Origin of the sequence: Prauserella sp. PE36, assembly GCF_003311655.1 — a bacterium.
Lineage (GTDB): Bacteria > Actinomycetota > Actinomycetes > Mycobacteriales > Pseudonocardiaceae > Prauserella_A > Prauserella_A endophytica.
Genome location: NZ_QEQT01000039.1, coordinates 1 through 24,037, shown reverse-complemented (window position 1 = coordinate 24,037; position 24,037 = coordinate 1). Strand labels below are relative to the sequence as shown.

General features: G+C 70.3%; 20 protein-coding genes. 12 read left to right on the top strand and 8 right to left on the bottom strand.

From position 1 onward, the window contains the following. Positions 1-75: 75 nt before the first annotated feature. Positions 76-3,099 (bottom strand): Tn3 family transposase, encoded by a 3,024-nt coding sequence (locus DI005_RS06435; protein ID WP_113641527.1) that lies wholly within the window; start codon positions 3,097-3,099, stop codon positions 76-78. 88 nt (positions 3,100-3,187) lie between these two features. Between DI005_RS06435 and DI005_RS06430 the strand changes: the two genes are divergently transcribed. Next, a complete protein-coding gene (locus DI005_RS06430) occupies positions 3,188-3,514 on the top strand; it encodes a class I SAM-dependent methyltransferase (protein WP_369973561.1) in 327 nt (108 codons plus the stop codon). 21 nt (positions 3,515-3,535) lie between these two features. On the opposite strand, the gene DI005_RS06425 is transcribed toward DI005_RS06430, so the two are convergent. Beyond that, positions 3,536-6,622, bottom strand: a complete 3,087-nt coding sequence (locus DI005_RS06425) for a Tn3 family transposase (protein ID WP_113641526.1) — start codon at positions 6,620-6,622, stop codon at positions 3,536-3,538. A gap of 138 nt (positions 6,623-6,760) precedes the next feature. Between DI005_RS06425 and DI005_RS06420 the strand changes: the two genes are divergently transcribed. The 10 genes from DI005_RS06420 (at position 6,761) to DI005_RS06375 (ending at position 19,776) form a co-directional block, all read left to right on the top strand. Beyond that, positions 6,761-7,447 carry a hypothetical protein gene (locus DI005_RS06420; protein WP_113641525.1) on the top strand — a complete coding sequence of 229 codons (687 nt, stop codon included), beginning with the start codon at positions 6,761-6,763 and terminating at the stop codon, positions 7,445-7,447. Further along, positions 7,444-8,094 carry a response regulator transcription factor gene (locus DI005_RS06415; RefSeq protein ID WP_113641524.1) on the top strand — a complete coding sequence of 217 codons (651 nt, stop codon included), beginning with the start codon at positions 7,444-7,446 and terminating at the stop codon, positions 8,092-8,094. The genes DI005_RS06420 and DI005_RS06415 overlap by 4 nt, the downstream gene beginning before the upstream one ends. A 109-nt stretch (positions 8,095-8,203) precedes the next feature. Further along, a complete protein-coding gene (locus tag DI005_RS06410; protein ID WP_113641523.1) occupies positions 8,204-10,147 on the top strand; it encodes an aconitate hydratase in 1,944 nt (647 codons plus the stop codon). Between the two features lie 119 nt (positions 10,148-10,266). Then, positions 10,267-11,766, top strand: a complete 1,500-nt coding sequence (locus DI005_RS06405; protein WP_113641522.1) for a helix-turn-helix domain-containing protein — start codon at positions 10,267-10,269, stop codon at positions 11,764-11,766. Positions 11,767-11,878: 112 nt separating this feature from the next. After that, positions 11,879-12,316, top strand: coding sequence for a hypothetical protein (locus DI005_RS06400; RefSeq protein WP_093354235.1), 438 nt, complete (start codon positions 11,879-11,881; stop codon positions 12,314-12,316). Further along, the gene (locus DI005_RS06395; protein WP_113641521.1) at positions 12,313-13,878 is read left to right on the top strand and encodes a GMC family oxidoreductase; all 1,566 of its coding nucleotides are present in this window, start codon (positions 12,313-12,315) and stop codon (positions 13,876-13,878) included. Before DI005_RS06400 ends, DI005_RS06395 begins: the two co-directional genes overlap by 4 nt. A gap of 31 nt (positions 13,879-13,909) precedes the next feature. Next, the gene (locus DI005_RS06390) at positions 13,910-14,464 is read left to right on the top strand and encodes a YbhB/YbcL family Raf kinase inhibitor-like protein (RefSeq protein WP_093354225.1); all 555 of its coding nucleotides are present in this window, start codon (positions 13,910-13,912) and stop codon (positions 14,462-14,464) included. A gap of 247 nt (positions 14,465-14,711) precedes the next feature. After that, on the top strand, positions 14,712-17,669 hold the full coding sequence (locus tag DI005_RS06385; protein WP_113641520.1) for a Tn3 family transposase: 2,958 nt from the start codon (positions 14,712-14,714) through the stop codon (positions 17,667-17,669). A gap of 91 nt (positions 17,670-17,760) precedes the next feature. Next, the gene (locus DI005_RS06380) at positions 17,761-18,675 is read left to right on the top strand and encodes a radical SAM protein (RefSeq protein WP_199542554.1); all 915 of its coding nucleotides are present in this window, start codon (positions 17,761-17,763) and stop codon (positions 18,673-18,675) included. 249 nt (positions 18,676-18,924) lie between these two features. Further along, entirely contained in the window at positions 18,925-19,776 is an 852-nt protein-coding gene (locus DI005_RS06375) for an aminoglycoside phosphotransferase (RefSeq protein ID WP_199542552.1), read from the top strand. A 25-nt stretch (positions 19,777-19,801) separates the two neighbouring features. Here DI005_RS06375 and DI005_RS06370 read toward each other — a convergent pair whose 3' ends face one another. Together DI005_RS06370 and DI005_RS06365 are read right to left on the bottom strand one after the other, a co-directional pair. Then, positions 19,802-20,581, bottom strand: coding sequence for an AAA family ATPase (locus tag DI005_RS06370; protein WP_113641547.1), 780 nt, complete (start codon positions 20,579-20,581; stop codon positions 19,802-19,804). Then, a complete protein-coding gene (locus tag DI005_RS06365) occupies positions 20,578-21,588 on the bottom strand; it encodes a recombinase family protein (protein WP_113641519.1) in 1,011 nt (336 codons plus the stop codon). Before DI005_RS06365 ends, DI005_RS06370 begins: the two co-directional genes overlap by 4 nt. 212 nt (positions 21,589-21,800) lie before the next feature. Between DI005_RS06365 and DI005_RS37885 the strand changes: the two genes are divergently transcribed. Beyond that, positions 21,801-21,998 carry a hypothetical protein gene (locus DI005_RS37885; RefSeq protein WP_147263825.1) on the top strand — a complete coding sequence of 66 codons (198 nt, stop codon included), beginning with the start codon at positions 21,801-21,803 and terminating at the stop codon, positions 21,996-21,998. A gap of 83 nt (positions 21,999-22,081) precedes the next feature. Here DI005_RS37885 and DI005_RS06360 read toward each other — a convergent pair whose 3' ends face one another. From DI005_RS06360 to DI005_RS06345, 4 genes are all read right to left on the bottom strand, one after another. Then, entirely contained in the window at positions 22,082-22,411 is a 330-nt protein-coding gene (locus DI005_RS06360) for a hypothetical protein (protein ID WP_113641518.1), read from the bottom strand. 14 nt (positions 22,412-22,425) lie between these two features. After that, positions 22,426-22,785, bottom strand: coding sequence for an Lsr2 family protein (locus DI005_RS06355; protein WP_113641517.1), 360 nt, complete (start codon positions 22,783-22,785; stop codon positions 22,426-22,428). Positions 22,786-22,897: 112 nt separating this feature from the next. Beyond that, positions 22,898-23,158: a DUF397 domain-containing protein gene (locus DI005_RS06350; protein WP_147263824.1), complete on the bottom strand. Its 261-nt coding sequence runs from the start codon at positions 23,156-23,158 to the stop codon at positions 22,898-22,900. After that, positions 23,155-24,037 (bottom strand): helix-turn-helix transcriptional regulator (locus DI005_RS06345; protein ID WP_147263823.1); only part of this gene is annotated, 883 nt, incomplete at its 5' end. The genes DI005_RS06350 and DI005_RS06345, both read right to left, overlap by 4 nt.

The following is a 24,037-nucleotide window of genomic DNA, read 5'->3' as shown; positions in this document are numbered from 1 at the left end:
ACCTGGGGTGATGTTGATGTCCGGAGTCGCCTGCACGGCGTCTCGTTACCTTGGTTTCGAGACCGGCCGCTGCCGCTACTCGTCGTCCGATTCGGGAGTGCCGGCCGGTTGCTCGGCCGGCCCGGCGCCGAGGGCCAGGCGGCGGCTGGTGTCGAGCTGGATGTCCCCGTACGGGTTCATGTTCGAGGTGAACAGCGGCGTCAGTCCGCGCCGGTCGGCGTCGCCGAGCATGTCGGCCCACTCCGGTTCGGCGAGAACGTCTTGGAGCATCAAGGTGTTCACGAAGCCGAGGCAGGACTGAAGGATGTGGAGGCAGAGCATCGACAGCTCTTGCTCCTCGCGGCGGTTGGACGCCAGCTCCCCGGACTTGCCGAAGTGGATGTAGTCGTTGACGCCGTTGTAGTTCTCCACCACGTTCAGCGCGGCGGTGGTCTCCCGCTGAAGGTCCCGGTCGCGCAGCCAGCGCGCCAGAAAGATGGTGCGTTGCGCGCGGCCCAGCTCCAGCATCGCCGCGTAGGCGGGGTGAGTGACGTCGCGGGTGAACCGGCGCAGGATCGCCTCGGTCGAGGCGGTGCCCAGCCGGATCGCCGTCGCATACTTGATCATCGGGTCGTACTGCTGGCCGATCAGGTCCCATCTAATCGGCCGGGTGAGGGCCGGGTCCAGCAGCGGGTAGGTCTCGGCTGTGCCCTTGTTCGGCAGGTACAGCTTCATCTGGTTGATCTGCTTGAACCGGGCGATCAGGTCGAAGCCGAGCAGCCGGGTGATGCCGAACCCGATGAACGAGGCTCCGTGCGAGTCCACGTGGTTGGCCTCGATGGTCATGTCGGTGCCGTGGCGCATCGCGCCCTCGACCATCGCGTGTACCTCCGACGCCGAGCAGGACAGCAGCTGGGAGTGCACCGCCATCGAGCCCTTCGCCTCGACCGTCCAGTAGATCAGCACCCCTCGCTTGCCGCGTCGGTAGCGCGAGTGCCACTCGGTGAAGATGTTCTGGTCGTACGCCTGGAAGTGCGTCGAATCCGACGCCACGGCGGTGGTGCCCTCGCCCCACAGCCACGCCTGGCGGGCGGCGAAGGTGGCGTTGGCGATCGCGCGGGCCACCTCCCGGCAGGCCGGGACGGTCATGTACCGGCGGCGTGTGTAGCGCAGGTCGTCCTCGGAATGGGCGTGGTCGCCGGCCGCGACCGCCCGCACTCCGGTATTGGTGCCGTAGGCATAGACGAGCAGGAGCAGTCTTTCGGCCAGCACCGCCGGGTCGATCTCGCCGCGAGTGCCCACCGGTGTGAACGCGGCCAGGCAGCCGGTGCGCAGCGCGGTCTCGGTGAGCATGTCCAGCAGCGGCACCACGCCCCACCGGGCACGCACCGCCTGCTTGAGCCGCCGCAGGTTGCGCGGCTCCGGCGCCGCGTCGTACGGAGACAGAACGATCGCGCCCTGCTTGCGATTCGCCTTGATATCCAACCAGTCCAGGCGCGGCAGCGCGTCGTGCAGCACTGCCAGCTCGGTGCGCATCTCCTCGCGGATCTCGTTGACGAAGGCGTCGGCATTGGTCGGTTTGCGCAGCGCCGCGTAGTTCTCGGCGCGTTTGGCCTCGAAGTCCGCCGGCAGGTCTTCGTCCGGGTTCCGCCACTTCTCGGCGCCGACCACCCAGATCTCCTTGCACCGCAACCGTTCCCGCAGCGTCTGGAACACACCGCACTCGTAGACGGTGCGCTGCGCCCGCTGCCGGCCGCGCTTGTCGGCCCGGTGCAGCAACTCGGCCAGGTCGGCGGGGATCACCCCGTCGACCGGCACGTGCTCACCGCGGGCGTAGTACTGGGTGGCGTGGGTGGTCTCCACCCGATACCGCTTGATCAGCTCCAGGGCGTCCAGCACCGGCCGGTGCATGGTGTTGTGCGAGCGGAACTCCAGCGCGTCGATCAGCTCGATCAGCCCGGCCCGGTAGTGGTTGGTGTAGGAGGCTTTGAACACCCGCTGCTTGTGCTGGCGAAACGCGTTGCCCTTGGTCCTGTACTCGGCCAGCAGATCCATCAGCGTGCCCACCCCACCGGCGGCCGGGAACACCACGTCCCGCACCACGCCGTCCGGGGCGCCCACGGCGGCCTCGGTGATCCGGAACAGGATGTTCTCCTTGCCCGACACCCGCTTGAGGTCGGCGACGAACTCATCCACCACCCGCCGCTCGGCGCGAGCATTGATCTTGTGCACGGTGGCGATCAGCAGGTCCACCAGGGTGTCAGTGATCTCGCGTTGTCGGCAGTGCAGCAGGGCCGCCAGCAAGGTCAGCTTGGTTTCCTCGGAATGGTCGTCCCGAAGATGACTCGGGGCCTCCACCGCCGCCCGGTCCCGCCACCCGGCCAGCACCTTCGGCGCGACGTCGGCGAACATGCTCGCCGACAAGCCGATCGCCCGGATCGCGGTCAGCTTGGCGATCTCCTCCCGCGTCGTATTCAGGCTGATGTTGCCGGGATCGGTCCTGATCTGCGCGAACAGCGCCCGCCCGTCCTCACCGGGTGTCTCCTCGCCGTCGTCCTCGTCGCGGGCCTCCGCCACCAGTGCGCTCATCCGCGCCGCCGCATCGGCGGGAATCCGGCCGGACACCCGCGCCACAAGAGTCTTCTCCGCCTGGCGCAGCCCGGAGCCGATGATCCGGCCGATCCTGCCCGCGGCGGGCGGCTCGATGCCCTCATCCCGGCAGTGCCTCAGCAGTTCCTCACGGACCCGCTCGACCCGCCGTTCCCGCTGGCAGACCTGCTCGGCCAGCCACACGGCCAGTTTCTCCGCGTCGTCCACCGTGCACTCGCGGAACCCGAGGAACTTGCGAACCTGAGCGCGGTGGTACTCCACCGTGCGCCCGTCCCACTCGTAGAACGCCAGCTCCGTCGCCGCAACGCCGACCTGCCGCGCGACGTAGTCCACCGCCTCATCGGGCAGCTCTCCCCGGCCACGGGGAAACCGGCCATGCCGGGTATAGAACTTCAGCAGCAGTGCGAAACCCAACCGCGTCGGCCCGCGTTTACCGGCGACCTGCCCTAACTCGTCGCCGATCAGCGTCCAGTGCTCGATCAGCTCGTCTTCATCGAACTTCCGCGCCACGCGCGGACGCTACTCCCACACCCCCGCCCTGACCAGGGACTCTCAGCTCGTTTGCGGCTGGTGACAGTTTCCTTACCGGCACCCCGACCTGCACGCCGGGCTGGGCGGCCCCGCCCACCGCTACGACGCGGTGTTCGACTTCGCGATCATCCACCACATCCCCAACTGGACCGACGCGCTCGCCGAGATCGCCCGCGTCCTCACCCCGGGCGGGCGGCTCTACTTCGACGAGGTCACGGCCCTGGCCCTGGCCACCCCCACCTACCGGCTGCTGTTCGACCACCCGGCCCAGAACCGCTTCACCGCCGAGGAATTCCTCGCCGAGCTGGCGCGCCACAACCTCGCCGTCGACCAGCAGTACCTGACCCGCCGCCAGGGCCGGTACGTGCTCGGGGTGGCCACCTACCGGCCCTAGCCAGCCACCCCGAGCACGGTGTCACCGTTCGTCGTCCTCGTCGGGCTCCCGCGGATCGCGCAACGGCCGCAGGCCCTGGGCCAGATCGGCTGGGAGCAGGAACGAATACCGGCCGAGCATGTTGATGTGGTGACGCACGAACGGTGACAGCCGGGCGGCGTCTTCGTCGCGGACCTCGTAGCCGCCAGCCCGGAGTTCGGTGATGGCGGCGTCGAGGTAGCGGGTGTTGAACAGCACGATCGCGTTGAGCACCAGGCCGAGGGCGCCGAGCTGGTCTTCCATGCCTTCGTAGTAGCGCTGCCGCAGTTCGCCGCGCTGGCCGTGGAAGATCCGCCGCGCCAGGGCGTGGCGGCCTTCCTGGAGGTTGGCCTGGGCTTTGATGTCGCGGCGGTAGCCGGTGTCGTCGACCATGCGCAGCACGTGCAGCGTCTTTTCGATTCGCCCGTAGTGGGCGATGGCTTCGCCGAGCGGGGTGGGGTGGCCGTCACGGGAGAGCATCCGGATCACGTCGTGCGCGCGGACTGCGCCGGTGTGGATGGAGGCGGTGACCCGCAGGATGTCTTCCCAGTTTCGCCGCACTTTGTCCAGGTCGATGCGGCCGCGGGCGGCGGTGGTGAACGGGCCGTAGTCGGCCTTGGTGTCGATGCGCCACAGCTTCTGATCCGGCAGGTCGGCCAGCTGCGGGGCGTAGGTGAACCCGGCGAGCGTGAGGAGACCAAAGACGATGTCGCTGTACGAGGCGGTATCAGTCACGATCATCTGCGGTTTCGTTCCGCCGTCGCGGTCGTAGAGCACATCCAGAACGTGCAGGGAATCGCGCGGGGTACCCGCTACGACCTTGCCGCCGAGCCCCGCGGCCTGATCGTTGATCATGTTCAGCCAGGTCGCGCCTCGGCGTTGGCCCCAGTAGTGCGGGTTGTGGCGGGCGTTGATCGTCTGCACCGGCACGACGAACCGCATCCCGTCCACACTGGCCACATGCCCGCCGCCCCAGATTCGGGCCAGGCCGATACGGGCCTGTTCCTCGATCAGGGCGGCGTTGGCGGCCTTGAGGGTGTCCATCCGCAGGTAGATGGCATCGACGTGCGCGAGCCGATCCCGGGTCAACGCCGCCATGCCATGTTTGATGACCGGGGTCCAGCCGATGTTGCACGCCTCGCTCACGAGCAGGGCCGCGATGGTGATGTGCAGGTCGGCCAGGCGGGCTTCGCCGCCGGTGATCGAGGTGAACGCATCCGCCGCGCCGGTCCAGGAAAACACCTCCAGCAGCACCTCGGGCAGATCCACCCGCGGCAGCATCCGGTTGGTCAGCACCCGCAGGTTCTCCAGGCTCGGCGGCTCCGCCTCCGCCGGGAGCGCCGCCAGGTGCAGCCGGCCGCCGTCGTCGAAGCGGACCGCGGTGTTGTCGGGCAACCCAGCGGTGACCTCACGAAACGTCGCGTCGAGCAGGTCGGCGCGCTCGTCCAGGCGGTCATCGGGATCCGGCGGCAGGCCGAGGCTGGCCAGCACCACCGGCTTGGCCGTGGCCCACGCCTTCCCCGCCAGCAGCTTGGCGCGCGGGTCGCCCCACTTGCTGGAGTTGACCGCGAAGATGTCCCGGCGACGCAGGCAGCGGTGGAACTGCTCCAACACGCAGAAGGTGTAGGCCCGCCAGTCCACCGTGCCCGGCTCCAGCTCCGGGGCGTGCAGCACCAGCCGTCGCCAGGAGCCGATCAACAGCTGATCGTCGATCTCGGAGCGGGCCACCTTGTTGCGGCCGCCGCCCCACAACTTCGGCAGACCCCGCAACGCGGCCAGCACCCGCTGGCCGTCCGGGGCGGCGTCGAAGAGGATCACCTCGCACAGCAGCGGCAGGAATGGCCGCACCGTGGCGAACCGCTTCACCAGCTCCGCCCGCCACGCCTCATCGGCGTCCGAGTCCGGCGGGCCGGCCAGCTCCACCACCGCAACCAGGGCCTCCGCCAGCTCCGAGCGAGGCACCACGGCCTCGATCTCGGCCCACACCTGCGCCAAACTCACCGACTCGGCCGTGTCCCCGTCGCTAGCGGCCTGCTCGACGAGATCGTCGTGAGCGCCTGTGATCTCCAGCAGCACCCCGAACGCCGCGGCGAGCTTCGCCGACGCCTTGCCGAGTTTGGGCAGGGTACGCAGCTTTTCCTTAGCCGACTCCCGCTCCGCCCGCGCCAGCAGTTTGGAGGAGATCAGCACATCCAGCAGGTCCAGAGCGTCGTCGACCGCCCGGGTTTGCAGGTAGACCACGGTGGCCAGCAGCGTCGCCAGTCGTCGGGAATCGCCGTGCCTGCGCAGCAGACTGGCCTTGCCCTGCACGCCATAGCGCGACAACTCCGCCAGCCGGCGCGGCGGCACCACCTCGGTATCGACCTCGGCGAACCCCAGCCCCAGAATCTCCGAGGCCCGCTGAAGCGCGTCAACCATCGCTGGACCCGACACCCGCGTCGGCGGTCGCCGCAGCTTGTCCAGCTGCGAATTCCGGTGCCCCTCCGGGACTTCCAGCAGCTCATCGAGTGCGGCGCGCTGCTCGTCGTCGAGCAGATCATGCAGCGTCTCCCACAACCGCTGACTCGCCGCCTCCCGGCACGAACCGACCAGCCGCGCCAGCCTGGTCACGCCCGGCAGCAGCACCTTCCGCTCACGCAGCCACCCCACCGCAGCATCGAACAGCGCCTTCGGCCCGTCACCGGTGGTCCACGCTCGGGCGTCCAGCCACTCACTTAACTCGCTGATGACCTCGGAGAAATCTCGCCAGCCTTCGGTGTTCTGGATTTCCCCGGCGTGGGTACGCGCGGTGCCGTCGCGCTCGCCATAGTCCTTCAGACACGACGGGTCGGAGATCTCCAACTGCTCGGCCAGATACTCGGCCACCTCCACCGGAACCTGACGCGGATCCGGCATGAACCGTCTGAGATAGCGGACGCTGGTCAGCTGGATCGCGAACCCGAGCCGGTTGTGCGCCCGGCGCTTGCCCCGCACCAGCTCCCGATCCGCGTCGTCCAGAAAGAAATACCGCTCCAACTCGCCCCGAGGCAGCGACTCGGGAAACGCTGCATATCCAGCAGCCTGCTCATCCGACAGGAACTCGACTGCCACAACAGTCCCTTCCAAGATCGACAACAAACGACCTCGGAAGACTCCAGCACTGCGTCACCGCAGGTCAACGCGGCGACTTGCAGGGAGAACGCTTAGCGCACGATCCGACACGGATGTTCCTCAAGCCCCGATCCCGCCGTGGCCGCGCTGGCCGTGCGGGTCGTTCGCGAAGGCCTGACGAACGCCGTCAAACACGCCGCCGCTGCGCCCGTCGAGGTGTCGACGGCGCCGCGGGAGGGCGGGCTCGACGTCGTCGTGCGGACCCGGGACGTACCCGGGCGGTCGTCCGCACCCGGTGGGGGACACGGCCTGAAGGCCTTGGCGGCCGACGTCGCCGACCTCGGCGGCACGCTCGAGCACGGCCGGGTCGCCGACGACCACCTGCTCGCCGTCCGGCTGCCGGCCTGCCCCGCGGACGCCGCCGGCCCGCCCACGGTCGAGTCGGCCCGCCGCACTGCGGTGGGCGCCGTGCGGCGCTCGCGCAGCACCGCCGTGCGCGGGATCGCGGCCGCGTTCGCGATCTCGGTGCTGCTCGTCGCCGGGTACCGGGTGGCCGACGCCGCCACGTCCGTGCTGCCCACCGCGACCGTCGACGCGCTGACCTCCGGTACCGCCCGCACCGCCGTCGAGCGGGATCTGCCGTTGCGCACTCGGACGGACGGCACCGGCATCTCTGGCCCACCCGGGGCGTGGTGTGAGTACTACTCCGTCTCCGCCGACCCGCTCTCCACCGACCTGCACCAGTTGTGCTGGTCCGGGGGCCGGCTGGTCGGCAAGGACCTGGTCGTCCGCTCCGGTACCGATCCGTGGACGATCGGCACATGACCCGCGTAGTGCTCGCCGACGACGAGGCCGTGGTCCGGGTCGGCGTGCGGGCGGTGCTCGCCAGCGATCCCGGCATCGAGGTCGTCGCGGAGGCCGCGGACGGTGCGGAGGCCGTCGACCTCGCCACCGCGCACCGGCCGGACGTGGCGGTCCTCGACGTCCGGATGCCCGGTACCGACGGTCTCGCGGCCGCCGCCGAGATCACCCGCCGCGGAATCGGCTGCGGGATCCTGGTGCTCACCACGTTCGCCGACGACGACTACCTCGTCCGCGCGCTGGCCGAAGGTGCCGGCGGCTTCGTGCTCAAGACCGGTGATCCGCGCGAGATCATCGACGGTGTGCGGGCCGTCGCCGCGGGCGGGGCCTATCTCTCCCCACGGATGGCACGGCGCGTGCTCGACCTCTACACGCGCCGGCACCGGCGTCCGACGGTCGACCGCGGTGCGGTCGCGACCCTGACCGAACGCGAGCGCACCGTGCTCGGACTCGTCGGTGCCGGGTTGTCCAACACCGAGATCGGTCGAGAGCTGCACCTGGTCGAGGGCACGGTGAAGGCCCACGTCAGCGCGGTGCTGGACCGGCTCGGCGTCCGGAACCGGGTGCAGGCGGCGATCGTCGCCTACGAACACGGCCTCCTCCCGGAGTAGTCCGGCGGTCGCCGTGCAACCACCGTGGAGCGAACTGCGCGACCGGCGTGCGTGACCCCGCCGGAAACGGGAACCCCGGTACCGAGAGCCGCCGTAGCAGGGAGGACCGATGCCCCGGACGCTGACCCGCCAGCTCATCGACGAGCACCTCGTCTCCGGCGACCCGGTGCCGGGCCGGGAGATCGGGCTGCGGATCGACCAGACCCTGACCCAGGACGCCACCGGCACGCTGGTGATGCAGGAGCTCGAGGCCCTCGGGCTGGACCGGGCCCGCACCGAGGTCAGCGTCCAGTACGTCGACCACAACCTGCTGCAGGCCGACGAGCGCAACGCCGAGGACCACGAGTTCCTCCGGACCGCGGCCCGCCGCTTCGGGCTCTGGTTCTCCAAGCCGGGCAACGGGGTCTCGCACCCCACGCACATGCAGCGCTTCGGCAGGCCCGGCACCACGATGGTCGGCTCCGACTCGCACACCTGCGCGGCGGGGTCGCTCGGCATGCTCGCGATCGGGGTCGGCGGCCTCGAGGTCGCCTTCGCGATCGCCGGCGAGCCGCTGCGGATCCGGATGCCGCAGGTCTGGGGCGTGCGGCTGACCGGTGAGCTGCCGCCGTGGGTGTCGGCCAAGGACGTGATCCTGGAGATGCTGCGCCGGCACGGCGTCTCCGGCGGACTCAACCGCGTGATCGAGTACCACGGGCCGGGCCTGGCCGGGCTGAGCGCGATGGACCGGCACGTGATCGCGAACATGGGCGCCGAGCTGGGTGCCACCACCAGCGTCTTCCCCGCCGACGAGCGCGTCGAGGAGTTCCTGCGCGCGGAGGGCCGCGCCGGGGACCACCGCCCGCTGGCTGCGGAGGAGGGCGCGGAGTACGACGTCACCGACGAGATCGACCTGTCCACGCTGGAGCCGTTGATCGCGAAGCCGTCGTCGCCGGACAACGTGGTGCCGGTCCGCGAGGTCGCCGGCGAGCCGGTCGGGCAGGTCGTCATCGGCTCCTCGGCCAACCCCGGCCTGCGCGACTTCGCGGTGGCCGCGCAGATGGTGCGCGGCCGGCAGACGAACGACGCGGTCAGCTTCGACGTCAACCCGTCGTCGCGGGAGATCTTCTCGGACCTGACGAGGATGGGCGCCACGTTCGACCTGATCGCCGCGGGCGCCCGCATCCACCAGGCGGGCTGCATGGGCTGCATCGGGATGGGGCAGGCACCGGCGAGCGGGCACAACTCGCTGCGGACGTTCCCGCGCAACTTCCCGGGCCGCTCCGGCACCCCGGAGGACGCGGTGTGGCTGTGCTCGCCGGAAACGGCCGCGGCCGCCGCCCTCACCGGCGTCGTCACCGACCCCCGCGACCTCGCCGAGAAGCTCGGTCTCGCCGACGCGGCCCCGGATCTGCCCGCCGAGGCGTCGGTCAACACCGACATGCTGGTCGCGCCCCCGCCGGTCGAGCAGGCCCGGCAGCAGGAGCTCGTGCGCGGGCCGAACATCTCCGGGCTGCCGGACTTCCCGCCGCTGCCCGACACCCTCGACCTTCCGGTGCTGCTGCGGATGGGCGACAACGTGTCCACCGACGAGATCTCCCCGGCCGGGGCGAAGGCGTTGCCGTTCCGCTCGAACGTCCCCCAGCTGGCGGAGTTCACGTTCACCCGGATCGACGCGGACTACCCCGAGCGCGCCCGCGGCACCGGCCCGCACGCCGTCGTGGCGGGGGACAACTACGGGCAGGGGTCCTCGCGCGAGCACGCCGCCATCACGCCGCGCCACCTCGGCCTCGCCGTCGTCGTCGCCCGCTCGTACGCCCGCATCCACTGGCAGAACCTGGCCAACTTCGGGATCCTCGCCCTCGAGTTCACCGATCCGGCCGACCTCGACCGGATCACCGACGGCACCGTCCTGCACCTGCGTGACCTGCGCGGACTCCCCGACACCGAGGAGATCACGGCGACCGACGACGACGGCGCCGAGTTCCGGTTGCGGCACAGCCTGTCGCCCGGTCAGGTCGAGGCCGTCCTCGCCGGCGGGCGCATCCCGCTGCTCGCCCGTTCGGGAGGCTGAGCGACCCCGAGTCGATCTTGTCTCAGGCTGAGACGCCGATCCTGGGCACGAGGCGGATCGTGTGTGTCACAGTCGGCGGAGCTGATGAGCGCGACGACGCCTCGGAGGTTCGACAGGCAATGGACAGCTCGGCCGGGCTCTCGGAACGGGAGCAGATCGCACGGACGACCGGGGTCGGCACGGGGCTCGCGGTGCCGGACCGGATCGCCGCGTCGTGGCAGCGCAGCGCTGCGTTCGGCGCGTCGCTGGACGAGGTCGCGCCGTCGTTCTGCGGGGCCGTCGACGACGAGTCGTTGTTCTACCGGTGCGGAGTGGAGGTCCTCGGTGGGTTGCTGGAGACGCTCGCGAACGAGCCGATCAGCCTCATGCTCACCGACCCGGACGGCGTCGTACTCAACCGGCTCTGCCACGAGCGGTCGCTCCTCGCGGCGCTCGACTCGGTCTACCTCGCACCCGGTTTCGACTACGGCGAGCGGGAGGCCGGCACGACCGGGCTGGGCCTGGCGCTGGCCGACCGGGCCCCATCGCTGGTCCGCGCCGACCAGCACTTCTGCACCGGCCTGTGGGGCTACACCTGCGCCGCCGCGCCCGTCACGGACCCGGTCACCGGGGAACTGGCGGGCACCGTGAACCTGACGACCTGGTCGCAGCAGTCGGACAAACTGCTGCTGGCGCTGGCCCAGAGCGCCGCGGGCAGCACGTCGGCGCTGATGCTCGCCCGGCACAACGGGCGGGCTCCGCGACCGGCCGCGCAGGGGCAGGTCTTCCGGGTCCATCTGCGCCCGCCCGCGGCGGCGGTGGCCCCGCGGTCGCCGCAGTGGCGGGCCGCGGCGGCCGAGGTCGAGACGGCGCTGGAGGCCGGACGGGTGGTCGCGGTCGTCGGCGAGGACGGGGCCGGCCGCACCACGCTGCTGACCGACGCCCTGTCCCGGACCCGCCCGCACGACCGGGTCCTGGTGGCGCGGCCGCCGACCGTCCAGGACACCCCCGCGTGGCTCGACCTGTGGACCCCGGAACTGGACAAGGAGGCCACCGGGGTGGTGGTCAGCCGCGCCGACGAGCTCACCTCGTGGGTCGCGACCGAGCTGCGCAGCGTCCTCGAGCAGCCGGCGACCGGGCCGGCCGGCCGGCGCCCCGGGTTCGCCCTCACCGCGCGCAACGCGGCCGGGGTCCCGGCGCCGCTGCGGCCGCTGGTCGACACCTACGTCGAGCTGCCGCCGCTGCGGCACCGCTGCGAGGACGTCATGCCGATGGCCACCGCGTTCGCCGCGAAACGGCGGCACCGCGAGGTCCGCTTCACCGCGGCGGCGCGGCGGTGCTTGACCGCGTACCACTGGCCGGGCAACGTCGAGCAGCTGCGCACGGTCGTGGACGCCGCCGCGTCGCGCAGCGACGTGATCGACGTCCGGCACCTGCCGTCCGAGCTGTCCTGCGGGGCACCGCGCCGGGTCCTGTCGCGCATCGAGATGGTCGAGCGCGACGAGATCGTGCGTTGTCTCGCCGAACCGGGGACGACGATGAGCCAGGCCGCGGCCCGGCTCGGGATCAGTCGGGCCACGCTCTACCGCCGGATCGAGGTGTACGGGATCCGAGGTCACACGGAGGAACCCGCCCGCTGATCCGACACAACCGAAACCGAGGAACGGATTGGACCGGCGCGTGCCGGATTCGTTCCGCGGTGAATTCTGCCCTGAAAGTCTTCTCTGAAAAACCCGCGAAAGGAATTCAACGGTGAGTACCCTTCTGTCCGACTCCCAGCGCAGGACGCTGGTCGACCTGTTGCGGGCGGCGTTCCCGCACGACACGTTCCCCTCCGGGCCGTACGAGCGGACCGCGCAGGCGGTGATCGACGCGGCAGCGGCGAGCCCCCGGCTGCAGGCACTGCTGGTGCAGGGGTTGCGCGATCTGGACCAGCAGCGCGAGGTCCCGTTCTCCGAGCTGGACCGGGAGACGGCGGCGGTCGTGCTGCGCGGCATCGCCGACACCCCGTTCTTCGCCGGGATCCTCGACGTCGCCGTCGTCGCGCTCTACGACGACCACGAGGTCTGGGACGTCCTCGGCTACGAGGGCGCGTCCTACGACCAGGGCGGCTACCTCAACCGCGGGTTCGACGACCTGGACTGGCTGCCCGACCCCCGCATCGAGAGCTACGAGGAGGCCTCGGCATGACCCGCTTCGACTACGACGACTCCGACGTGGTGGTCGTCGTCGGCTCCGGTGCCGGCGGCGGAACCCTGGCCCACGAGCTGTGCAAGCGCGGCTTCAAGACCGTCGTGCTGGAGGCCGGCCCGCACCTGACGGGGGAGGACTACCACAACGACGAGTGGAAGGCCTTCGGCCAGATGGCCTGGACCGACCCCCGGACGACGTCGGGGAGCTGGGCGATCGCCAAGGACTTCCCGAACCTGCCGGCGTGGATCGTGAAGGCCGTCGGCGGCACGACGACCCACTGGGCCGGTGCCTGCCCGCGGTTCAAGGCGCACGAGCTCGCCGCGCGCACCGCCTACGGCGACGTCGACGGCGCCAGCCTGCTGGACTGGCCGATCACGCTGTCCGAGCTCGAGCCGTACTACGACCAGGCCGAGATCAAGATGGGGGTCAGCCACCGGCACGGCCGCCCGCCGCTGCCGGCGAACAACAACTACAAGGTCTTCGCCAACGGTGCGGAGAAGGTGGGCTACCGGGACTACGCCACCGGCCCGTACGCCACCAACGCCGAGCCCTACGACGGCCGCCCCGCGACCGTCCAGGACGGCTTCAACTTCCAGGGTGACAAGCACGGCTCGAAGTGGTCGACGCTCGTGGCCGAGCTGCCCAAGGCCGAGGCCACCGGCAACCTGGACCTGCGCGCGGACAGCCACGTCGCGCAGATCCTGCACGACACCGACGGGCGGGCGACCGGCGTGCTCTACGTCGACCGCAACGGCACCCTGCGCCGCCAGCGCGCCGCCGTGGTCTGCGTGGCGGGCAACTCGATCGAGACGGCCCGGCTGCTGCTGCTCTCGGCGTCGACCCAGTTCCCCGACGGGCTGGCGAACTCGTCCGGGCAGGTCGGGCGCAACTACATGCGCCACACCACCGGCACCGTGTGGGGCCAGTTCGACAAGCCGGTGCGGATGTACCGGGGCGAGACGATGGCCGGTGTGATCGGCGACGAGGCGCGTCTGGACACCGACCGGGGCTTCGCCGGCGGCTACTACATGCAGACGATCGCGCTGGGCCCGGCGTTCTTCGGCAAGTTCGTCGCCCCCGGGAGCTGGGGGCCTGCGCTGACCGACGTCGTCGACAAGTACCTCAACACCGCCGGCATGTGGATCGTCGGTGAGGACATGCCGCAGGAGTCCAACCGCGTCACACTGTCCGAGACGGTCGACGAGTACGGGCTCCCCGCCGCGAACGTGCACTTCGACGACCACCCGAACGACGTGCTGATGCGCCGGCACGGGCACCAGCAGGGCGCGGCCGTCTACAAGGCGGTCGGGGCCACGAACACCATCGAGACCCCGCCGTACCCGTCGACGCACAACCTGGGCACCTGCCGGATGAGCCAGCGCCCGGGCGACGGCGTGGTCGACCGGTTCGGCCGCGCACACGACGTGCCGAACCTGTTCGTGTCCGACGGCAGCGTGTTCACCACCGGTGGCGCGGCCAACCCGACGCTCACGATCGTGGCCCTCGCCATCCGCCAGGCGGAGTACATCGCCGGCCAGTACCGCACGGCCCGCTCCTGAGCACCGACCTTCCGAGATCCCTGGAGAACACATGGCCACCAGCACCGCGCCCGCCTCGGCGCCACCCGACCCGTACCTGTTCCTGCCCGAGGTCCCGACGTTCACGCTGACCAGCACCGACATCTCCGACGGTGTCCCGCTGTCGGCGCCGCAGGTCAGCGGGATCATGGGCGCCGGGGGACAGGACCGGTCCCCGCAGCTGAGCTGGCGCGACTTCCCGTCCGCGACCCGCAGCTTCGCCGTCACCTGCTTCGACCCCGACGCCCCGACCGGCAGCGGGTTCTGGCACTGGGCGGTCGCCGACCTCCCGGTCGGCGTCACGGAGCTCCCCGCGGGGGCCGGGGACCCCGGCTCCACCACGCTCCCGGAGGGTGCGCTCGCGCTCGCCAACGACGCGGGGATCCACCAGTACCTCGGCGCGGCACCGCCCGAGGGGCACGGCGTGCACCACTACTACTTCGTCGTGCACGCCGTCGACGTGCCCACGCTGGGCATCCCCAAGGGCGCCTCGCCGGCGTTCCTCGGGTTCAACCTGTTCTCGCACACCCTGGCGCGGGCCACGATCACCGCCACCTACGAGCGCTGACCGGGTCCGGATCCGACGGCCGGGGGCGGGGGAAAACCCTCCCGCCCCCGGCCGTCATCGTGTCCGCTCCGGACGGACACACTGGATGATTCCCCGGGACTCTCCGCCCGGCGCCCCTGGTGCCGTGGCCGCGTCTCGCGTTCGATGATGGCCCGGAACTCCCGAAGCTGACCCGAAGTGCAAGGTAACCGGCGAGTAGGCGACGCGGTGTGACCTGGGTTACACCCGTCTTCTAGGGTCCGAGGTCATGCGGATGGAGTGGTCGGACGACGAGCTGGTGGGGTCGTGGACGCTGGTCGGCGAGGACTGGTCGCTGGTGGGCAACAAGACCGGCGCCACCCGGCTGGGGTTCGCGGTGTTGCTGAAGTTCTTCGAGATCGAGGCGCGGTTCCCGCGTTCGGCCGGGGAGGTGCCATCGGCGGCGGTGGCGTATCTGGCCGAGCAGCTGAAGCTGGACCCGGAGGTGTTCACCGGCTACGACTGGTCGGGGCGGGCGATCAAGTACCACCGCGAGCAGGTGCGTGCGGCTTTCGGGTTCCGCGAGTTCACCCGCGGCGATGAGGACAAACTCGCCGGGTGGCTGGCCGAGGAGGTCTGCCCGGTCGAGCTGCGGGACGAGCAGCTGCGTGAGGCGCTGCTGGTGCGCTGCCGCACCGAGAAGGTCGAGCCGCCGGGCCGGATCGACCGGATCGTCGGCTCGGCGCGGACGGCGTTCGAGAAACGCTTCTGCACGCTGACGGCCTCTCGGCTGGACGCCGAGTGCGCCGGGCGGCTGGAGGCGCTGCTCGGCGACGAGGGCACGCCGGGTCGGGGTGGGCTGCTGGCTGAGTTGAAGGCCGACCCCGGCCAGGTCGGGTTGGAGACGCTGCTGCGGGAGATCGACAAGCTCACCGCGGTCCGCGAACTCGGCTTGCCGGCGGAGCTGTTCGCGGACGCCTCGGAGAAGCTGGTGGAGGCGTGGCGTGCTCGCGCGGCCCGCTCCTATCCCTCGGATCTGCGGGCGGCGCCCCGGCCGGTGCGGTTGACCCTGCTGGCGGCGTTGTGCTGGGTGCGGGCCGCGGAGATCACCGACGCGCTGGTCGATTTGCTGATCGGGCTGATCCACAAGATCAACACGCGGGCGGATCGGCGGGTGGAGCGGGAGCTGACCGAGGATTTGCGGCGGGTGCGGGGCAAGGAGGGCATCCTGTTCCGGCTGGCCGAGGCCGCCGTCGAGCACCCGGACGAACTGGTCCGGGAGGCGTTGTTTCCGGTGGTGGGTGAGAAGACGCTGCGCGAGCTGGTGCGCGAGGCAAAGGCCAACGAGCAGGTGTTCCAGGCGCGGGTGCGCACCGTGCTGCGTTCGTCGTACTCGAATCACTACCGGCGGATGCTGCCGCCATTGCTGGCGGCGCTGGAGTTCCGCTGCAACAACACCGCCTACCGGCCGGTGATGCAGGCGCTGGACCTGCTGGCCCGGTACGCGAGTACGGATGGCAAGACCCGCTTCTACGCCGATGGTGCGACGGTGCCGATCGGCGGGGTGGTACCCAAGGCGTGGCAGGAGGCGGTGGTCGACGACAAGGGCCGCGTCGAGCGCATCCCGTACGAGTTGTGCGTGCTGGTGGTGTTGCGGGATGCGTTGCGGCGCCGGGAAATCTACGTCGTCGGGGGAAACCGGTGGCGCAACCCGGAGGAGGACCTGCCCGGTGATTTCGAGGCCAGCCGCGAGGTGCACTACGCCGCGCTGCGCCAACCGACCGACCCGACCGCGTTCATCACCGGCCTGCAACACCGGATGAGCGCCGCGCTGGGCCGGTTGGACCGGGCGCTGCTGGACGGATCGGCGGGCGGAGTGCGCATCACCAGCCGGCGCGGGGAACCGTGGATCACCGTGCCCAAGCTCGACCCGCTGCCCGAACCGCAGCGCCTCCAGGCGATCAAGGACGAAGTATCCCGGCGGTGGGGCACCCTCGACCTGCTCGACGTGTTGAAGGACTCGGACTTCCTGGCCGAGTTCACCACCGAATTCACCTCGGTGGCCTCCCGCGAGGTGATCGACCGGGACACCCTGCGGCGCAGACTGCTCCTGTGCCTGTTCGCGCTGGGCACGAACATGGGCGTCAAGGCCATCGTGGCCACCGGCGAGCACGGCGAGACCGAGGCCGCGCTGCGGCACGTGCGCCGGCACTTCATCACCCGCGACAACCTACGCCGCGCGATCGCCAAGCTCGTGAACGCGACGTTCGAGGCGCGTGACCCGCACTGGTGGGGCTCGGGTACCGCCTGCGCCTCGGACAGCAAGAAGTTCGGGTCGTGGGAATCGAACCTGATGACCGAGTGGCACCAGCGCTACGGCGGACCGGGCGTGATGATCTACTGGCACGTCGAACGCCGGTCCACCTGCATCTACAGCCAGCTCAAGAACTGCTCCTCCTCGGAGGTCGCCGCGATGATCGAAGGGTTGTTGCGGCACTGCACCGACGCCGAGATCGACACCAACTATGTCGACACCCACGGTGCCTCGGTGGTGGGGTTCGCGTTCACCGAACTGCTCGGGTTCCGGCTGCTGCCGAGGTTGAAGAACATCGGCTCCATCCGGCTCTACCGCCCGGACGACGCCGAGGCGTACGGGCAGCTCGGGCCGGTGCTCACGCGCCCGATCCGATGGGAGCTGATCGCCCAGCAGTACGACCAGATGGTCAAGTACGCCACCGCACTGCGGCTGGGCACCGCGGAGTCGGAGTCGATCCTGCGCCGGTTCACCCGCGGCGGCCCGAAACACCCCACCTACCAGGCGCTGGAGGAGCTGGGCCGGGCGGTGCGCACGATCTTCGCCTGCGACTACCTCGCCGCACCGGAACTGCGCCGCGAGGTGCACGGCGGGTTGCAGGTCGTGGAGAACTGGAACTCCGGCAACACCGTGATCTTCTACGGCAAGGACGGCGACCTCACCGGCCCGGACCGCGAGCACGCCGAGGTGTCGATGCTCGCGCTGCACCTGCTCCAGTCCGCGCTGGTGCACATCAACACCCTGCTGCTGCAAGCCGTGCTGGAAGTGCCGGAGTTCCACGACAGCATCGGCGAGAACGAACGCCGTGCCCTCACACCGCTGTTCTGGTCCCATGTGAACCCCTACGGCCGGTTCCGCCTGGACATGGACACCCGCCTCGATCTCAGCGCCCCGGCGACGATCCGGCCCGGCGCGGTCGAGTCGGTGCTGTAAACCCGCCATCCAGCGATACGTGTTCTTGTCGGTGCGCTCCGTCACACTGGTCATCAGGTACAGGCGTGGGTCGATCCTTCGGAGGTGCGCGGTGGCGGGTACGGCGAGCGGGACGTCGTTTCTGTGGTTGGAGATCACCGGGCGGTGTCAGCTGGAATGCCGGCACTGCTACGCCGAATCCGGCCCGTCCGGCACGCATGGCGCGATGACCACCACGGATTGGCTGCGGGTGCTCGACCAAGCCGCCGCGCTCGGGGTGGAGATGGTGCAGTTCATCGGCGGGGAACCGACCCTGCATCCGGACCTGCCGCAGCTGGTCGAGCACGCCCTGTACCGCGGCCTGGTGGTCGAGGTGTTCACCAACCTGGTGCACGTCACCGACGAGCTGTGGGAGCTGTTCTCCCGATCGGGCGTGTCGCTGGCCACCAGCTACTACTCCGACGACCCGGCCCAACACGCCGGCATCACCGGCCGGCCCAGCCACCCCCGGACGAGGGCGAACATCGCCGAGGCCATCCGGCGCGGTATCCCGCTGCGCGCCGGCGTGATCGACCTCGGCGGCGGCCAGCGCGCCGACCAGGCCCAAGCCGAGCTTGCCGCGCTGGGCGTGACCGAGATCGGCTACGACCAGCTGCGACAGGTCGGGCGCGGCATCCGTGACCAGCACGCCAGCACCGAGCAGTTGTGCGGGCGCTGCGGCGACGGGGTGGCCGCGATCTCCCCGGACGGCGCGGTCTGGCCGTGCGTGTTCTCCCGCTGGCTGCCCGCCGGCAGCGTCCTGGACGCCGAACTCGCCGCGATCCTCACCAGCCCCGAAGCGACCCGGATCCGCGACGAGCTGGCCACCGCCTTCGCCGCCCGCAGCGACCGGCCGACCGGGGCGCGGCCGTGTTACCCGGACTGCAACCCCGCCTGCCAACCCAACTGCGCCCCACGATGCAGCCCGACCTGCAACCCCACCTCCTGCAAGCCGAACTCGTGCTGGCCGCAATACCGCGGCCGGTAGCCGCGTGACCCACCGTGTTCCGCAGCGCATCGGTGGGATACTGCCGTTATGCCCACCCATCAGCCGGACTCCTACTGGGAGGCGAAGCGGCGTGGTGAGGAGGCCGACGAGGCGCGGCGTCGGGAACTGCGGCGAGGGCGTGACGCCGAGCGTCGGGCAATGACTCGGGCCCGCAAGATCCTCGCCGCAAAGCCGCCCACTGCGGACTCGCCGCCTTACGAGTCCGCAACTGACTAGGGTCTGACCTGTATGTCTTCGCAGCTGGACTTCCACCCCGAGACCGGTCACCAGGCGTGGCTGGCCGCCACGCTGGCCAAGGCCGCGGCCGAGGCTGGCGCCACCGCGACCGGCGAGCCGGTGTTCGGTTGGCGGGAACGCACCATCAGCGCCCCGGTCACCACCGCTGAGGGCGCCCGATGGCTGCGGGTGGTCTCCGAACAGCAGCGGTACGCGGGTGGGGACTTCTGGACCGGCAACACCGACGCCACGACGGCGATCACCGGGGTGGCCAAGCCCGAGGTGGTGCGCCACTGGGAATGGGCGGACGGGGAGTATCGGCTGCGGGCAGAGCTGATGACCCTGCTGCCTGGTCGGCACTGCTCGGCCACCCCCGAGCTGCGCGAATCGCTCCCGCTGCCCGAGGAGTGGTGGTGCGGACTCCGCTCGTCGCTGGCCCGGCTCGCCGACACGCACACGCAGCGGGTGCACCTGACCCAGGCCGACCTCGCGCACCGCATCCGGGTGTTCTTCGGCGATCGGGTCCCCGACCCGACCGTGACCGCGTGGGCCGCGGCGCACACCGACCTGCACTGGGCCAACCTGATGGCCCCCGAGTGCGCCCTGGTCGACTGGGAGGGCTGGGGGCTGGCGCCGGCCGGGTTCGACGCCGCCACCCTCTACCTGCACACCCTGGCCGTGCCCGACATGGCCGAGCGGGTACGCCGCGAGTTCGCCGGGCAGCTCGACGCACGCGACGGGCTGCTGGCCCAGCTGTACGTGACCGGGCGGATGCTGCTGCGCATCAACTCCGGCGACTACCCCGACCTCGCGATTCCCTTGCACCACAACGCCGAGCGCGTCCTGGCCGCCCTCCACCACTGACCGCCCGGCCGCGAAACCAACGTGGTCAGGGCTCGTCGTCGGCGAGCAGGTGACGCAGGAACCGATCCGGCGCGGCCAGGAACTCGCGGGTCAGGCGCACCGGCAGCGCCTGGTCATAGTCCACCGGTTCGATCGCGCCGTCCTCGCCGATCTCGTAGATCGTGGCGCCGGGCAGCGCCAGCAGGATAGGTGAGTGCGTGGCTACCACGATTTGGCAGCCCTGCCCGGCCAGCTCGGCCAGCCGCGCCAGCACGGCCATACAGCCGCGCACCGACAACGCCGCCTCCGGCTCGTCCAACAGGAACAGCCCGTCCGGCCCGAACCGGTGCGTCACCAGGTCCACAAAGGACTCACCGTGGGAACGTTCATGCGGCGAGGTTCCGCCGTAGGCCGGCAGCAGCGGCGAACCCGGTTCGGCGTCGAGGCGTTCGATCTCGGAGGCGACGTTGTAGTAGGACTCCGCGCGCAGGAAGAACCCGGTGCGCGGCTTGCGGGTTCCCCAGGTCAGTACCAGCTGGTCGCCGAGCGAGGACTCGCTGGCACGGGTGGCGAACCGGAAATTCTGAGATCCGCCTTCCGGGTTGAACCCGGCGGCCACGGCGAGGGCTTCGATCAGGGTGGACTTGCCCGTCCCGTTCTCCCCGACCAGGAACGTCACCCCGCCCGGCAACTCCAGCCCCTCCTGACTGCGGGCCAGCCACGCCACCGCCGGCAACGTGAACGGGTACCGCCCGGTGCCCGCCTCGGCGGGCAACCACACCCGGCGAACGAACCGCGCCGCTGCCGCGGTGGTGTGGGCGGTCACCGCGGGCTCCCCGCCGGCACCCGCACCGGGTGAGCCCCGCACACCAAACCCCGCTCGTCCTCGTGCCAGCCGTGCTCGGTCAACCACGCCCGCACCGGCTCGGCCGGCGGGTCGGCCTGCTGTGCCAGCTCGCCGGCGAGCATCGGGCCATCCCTGCACCGCGGGCACTCCAGCACCGTGACCTGCTTGTGGGGCTGGCAGGCCGCGCAGTGGCGCCGTTCGACCACCGCGCCCGGCCGCTGCGGGTCGGGGTAGAGCCAGGTGATCGCCAAGTCCTGCCGCTGCTGCCAACGGTCGCGTGCACCGCGGCCGGCCTCGGCGCCGCAGCTCGGGCACCGCCCCGTTGCCCCGTCCGCCGATCCGCGATCGCCGCGGGCCGGCGGCGTGCTCGGCGTCCGCTCGGCCGCGGTCGCGGCAGAGCGTCGCGCGGCTTTCGGGCGCGTACCGATGGTGGTCTTGTCCAGGTGCCCGTAGACGGTGGAGCGGGGCACGCCGAACATCGCCGCGATCTCGGCGACGGTGTGCTCGCCCTCGTCGTAGAGCCGTTGGGCCTGCCGCACCTGCGCCGGGGTGAGCCTGGGCCGCCGTCCACCCTGGCGACCGCGGGCACGGGCGGCCGCCAGGCCGTCGCGGGTGTTGGCCACGATCAGCTCCCGCTGAAACTCCGCCAGCACTGACAGCATCCCGAACATCGCCCGTCCCTCGGCCGTGGCGGTGTCGATGCCCTGCTCTATCACCTGCAACCCGACCTCTCGCTCGCGCAGCTGCGCACCGAGGTTGATCAAGTGCTGGACCGAGCGGCCCAGCCGATCCAGACGAGTCACCACCAGCGTGTCCCCGGCCCGCAGCAGCGACAGCACCAGGTCCAGCTTCGGCCGCGACGCCTTAGCCCCACTGGCCGTGTCGATGTAGATGCGCTCGCGCTGTACTCCGGCCCGTCTCAGCGCGTCGATCTGGTGCACCGGATTCTGCTCGGCGGTCGACACCCGCCCGTAGCCGATCAACATGTGTCGACAATACCGCCCTACGAGGTTTGCCGACATAGATAGCCGACACGAGTTCTCGACAGTGGTGACCTGCGGTTTCCGCTGATCACCGCGAACCGTCGACAAACGAGCGTTTCCCGACATACCCCAGCGGCAAAACCCATCGGCCAGAACGCCCGAACGAGCGCAGCCTCACGCCCCGAAATGTCGGCCACCGATGTCACAGTGGCGCAATGACCCTGTATGCCTGCCCGTTCTGCGGTGAAAACACCGGCTTGCACACCAACGACTGCGAGCGGCCAATCGACGCGATGCACGATGACCCGCTCAGCCTGACCGGTTCCCGGTTCTGCGAAGACCCGAACTGCGGCTGCCGCCAACCTGACGGCATACGACGCACGCCGGAACAGCCAGCGACGACAACCGACTGAGCCCCCGCCCTGAACCGGCACGCAGCTCCGAAAGCTACTCGCCGGTTACTTTGCACTTCGGGTCAGCTTCGGGAGTTCCGGGCCTAGAGGATCTGCTGGTCGGCTGTGGCCCAGACGATGTTGAGCCCCGAACCCGCGTGGCGGGCTGGTAGATCGCACGCCCCGGCGATGTCCTGTGTTTCCCAGGCGACCATGATCTCGTCGGCGCGGGCGGCCGCGGCGAAGTCGGACATCTTCGCGATGCCGAGGTGCGCGTCCTCACCGCGGTAGACGGGTCGCAGCTGGATGTAGCCGACCAGGTTGCCGTCGACGAACGCGTTCAGCGTTGGTCTCATGACCATACCCAGGCGCAGGGCCTCGACGTGTCCTTCCATGATCGCGGTGACCATGGCACGCCACACGCGTTCGTCCATCGCAGTCTCCACCGCTAGTGGGAGGCGCTCGCTCGGTAGGCCGCGACGATGGCGGCGGAGATGCGCCCGCGGTCGGCGATTTCGTAGCCCTGCCCGCGCGCCCATGCCCGGATGCTCGCGCTCTCTTCGCGCGGGGACAGCGCGGAGGGCGCGGATCCGTTGCGGCGTGGGCTCCGCGGGGACGTGGCCCTGCGGCGACCGCCTGTGCGCCGGCCGTGTTCGACGTAGAGGGCGAGCGCGTCACGCAGTTCGGACGCGTTGTCCTCGGAGAGGTCGATCTCGTATCGAGCCCCGTCGAGGCCGAACTCGACAGTCTCGACGGCTTCGGTGCCGTCGAGGTCGTCGACGAGCTCCACTACAACCTGCTGAGCCATCTCTGGCTGCACCCCTTTTGTCCATGCCCCCAGTGCGTTGTTCCGGACCGTAGCAGCCCGCAATCGCAGGTCGAGGTGAGGACAACACCCGGGCGCTTGATGTGACTAGTGGTCAGATCAGGTGGTCGTAGCGGCCGGCCTTGGCGTCGGCAATGAAGGCCGCGAGCTCGGTGGGCGTGTAGATCTGCGTGCGGGCGCGGCGTTCCTCGGCGGGCAGCTTGTCGTCCTGGATGGAGATGTGGCCGCCTACGGCTGCGATCGTGATGCAGCTGCCGCCGTTACCGCTGGCCACTGGCTTGGCGTGCTCGGCGTGCGCGAGCTGGTGGTAGAGCTCGTCGGACAGCTGCGGGTACGGGTTGTATTCGCTCATCATTCGTCCAATTTCTTGTGTGCCGCGTGCAGCCTGTCCAGCGATTCCCGTCCGGAGAGGGCCTGGGCCAGGGCTGCGCTGAAGGTGTAGGTCAGCGACTTGATCGACTCTTTGTCCTCGTAGATCCCCGCGCCGAGGTCGCCGTCGACCTGCACCACCTCCGTGTCCTCCTCGCCGGGGAAACCGTAGATCACGAATCCGCCGAATCCGGGCCATGGTGCGGCGGCGAACTCCAGCACGTGCACGGCCGCGGTGCCGTCCTCGGCGACCTGGCACAGCTTCTGCAGCTGTGCGGCCATGACCGCACGCCCACCGACCTGCTGTTCCAGCGTGGCCTCGGTCAGGACGGCGGTCAGGCCCTCGAACCCTGTCTCGTGAAGTCGCTGCTGGCGGCGCATGCGCAGCTCGACCAGGTCGTCGACAGCCGTGGGACGGACCCAGGCCCGCGCCGACTCGACGACCGCGCGGGCGTAGTCCTCGGTCTGCAGTAGGCCCTGCACGAAGATCGAGTCGTAGGTGCGCAGGGTGGTGGCGTCATCGCCGAGTTCCACCATCAGTTCGAGGGTCTCGTGCAGGAACGGGGCGTACTCCTTCCACCACCCTGGCTCCTCGGCGCGGGCGCGGAGTTCTTCCAGTTTCTGTGCGGTCTCGGTGTCGGTGGTGAGCTCGCGGAGTATCCGCGCGAGCTGCTCGGCGTCGAGCCGTCGTGTTCCGGCTTCGATCTTGGAGAGCTGGCCCTGGCTGATGGTCGCGTTCTTCGGTTGCTCGGTGTTGAGCCGCTCGCACAGCTGGTCCTGGCTCAACTTCGCCATCTCACGCAGCTTGCGCAGCTGCTGGCCCAGCCGCCGGGCCCGGATGGTCTTGCGCGCCACCTCGTTCTCC